2 protein-coding genes and 1 pseudogene are annotated in these 1,542 nt (G+C 54.1%); all 3 read left to right on the top strand.

The features are described 5' to 3' along the window. Nucleotides 1-267 (top strand): fatty acid desaturase (locus tag O71_RS12020; RefSeq protein ID WP_007657097.1); only part of this gene is annotated, 267 nt, incomplete at its 5' end. 230 nt (nt 268-497) lie between these two features. Then, nucleotides 498-764 (top strand): DEAD/DEAH box helicase, encoded by a 267-nt coding sequence (locus tag O71_RS27280; protein WP_007657096.1) that lies wholly within the window; start codon nt 498-500, stop codon nt 762-764. Further along, nucleotides 749-1,542, top strand: a pseudogene (locus O71_RS12015) (DEAD/DEAH box helicase); the annotation flags it as partial. The gene O71_RS27280 and the pseudogene O71_RS12015, both read left to right, overlap by 16 nt.

Here is a 1,542-nt window from a genome sequence, read left to right as displayed (position 1 = left end):
TCCAGAACGGTTACCGTAGGGCTTGGTACATTCCGGATTCGTGGTTATGTGGGCGGCCTGAATTTCCAGATCGAGCACCATCTGTTTCCGCGTATCAGCCATGTGCATTACCCGGCCATCGCGGAAATCGTGAAGCAAACTGCATCCGAGTTTAACCTCACTTATATCGAGAGCAAAACCTTTTTGCAGGCTGTTCGCTCGCACCTGAACACCCTGCATCGATTCGGACGGCTGCGTCTGCCAAACCTGAACGAGGTGATGGCGTAGCTTTTGACAAAAGACCTTTTGAAATAATGATTTAAGAGCGGCGGGAAGCGATTTTCGCCGTTTTTTGTTGCTTACAGGTATAGCGGCTTGTGCTCGTTCAGTATACCTTTGCAGGAGATAAGTGGCGGGACAAAACGAACTTACCGTGCATGGGACTTTAGCCTTTATTAGAATACGGCAGGGCATCACGCTAAAATTTTGAGTCCTTCGTCAAGAATACTATTGCCGCTATGACATTCAAAGACCTAAACCTGATCAACCCCATCCTGCAGGCGCTGGAAGAGGAAGGCTACACCCAGCCAACACCTATACAGACACAGGCTATGCCGGAAGTGCTGCAGGGCCGCGACCTATTGGCTACGGCCCAGACAGGCACAGGCAAGACGGCGGCCTTCGCCCTGCCTGTTCTGCAGCTCCTGCACGGGCAGACTATACCTGAGCCACAGGTTATACGCGCGGTGGTGCTTACGCTACCCGCGAGTTGGCCAGTCAGGTAGGCGACAGTTTTGCAGCTTATGGCAGGTATACAGGACTGAAGCATCTGGTGGTATATGGTGGCGTGCCCTACAAGGTGCAGACGGAGGCACTGCAAGCAGGTATAGATATCCTCGTTGCCACGCCCGGTCGTTTGCTCGACCTGCTGGAGCAGGGTTTCATTGACTTGCAACAGGTACGGCTATTGGTGCTCGACGAGGCCGATCGCATGCTGGACATGGGCTTTCTGCAGGATATCCGACGTGTGCTGCAGGCTATACCTGAGCAGCGGCAGACACTGTTCTTTTCCGCAACCATGGCGCCTGAAGTAAGTAAGCTTGCCAAAAAAATATTGACGGAGCCGGTGAGCATAGAGGTAAGTCCAATTTCCTCCTCGGCAGTTACGATCCGGCAGGAGTTGTACTATGTAAGGAAAGCCAACAAAACACCTTTGCTGCTGCACCTCTTGCAGCATGCAGGGATAGACCGCACGCTGGTGTTTATGCGCACCAAAGAGGGGGCCGACAAACTGGCCAAGGAACTCAGTGCCGCAGGTGTAGCCGCTGAAGCTATCCATGCAGACCGTGCCCAGCGCGACCGGGAGCGTGTGCTGGAAAGCTTTAAACAATACGAAACAAAAGTACTGGTCGCAACCGACGTGGCTGCTCGGGGCATCGATGTGAGGAACTCTCGCACGTCATCAACTACGAGCTGCCCTTTGAGCCTGAAACCTACGTGCACCGCATTGGCCGCACCGGCAGGGCAGGTGCTGCAGGTATAGCCATCACCTTCTGCGGCGCC

It is taken from the genome of Pontibacter sp. BAB1700 (assembly GCF_000277005.1).
Lineage (GTDB): Bacteria > Bacteroidota > Bacteroidia > Cytophagales > Hymenobacteraceae > Pontibacter > Pontibacter lucknowensis.
The sequence above is the reverse complement of the archived record's forward strand: the minus strand, read 5'-3'. Positions and strand labels throughout refer to the sequence as shown.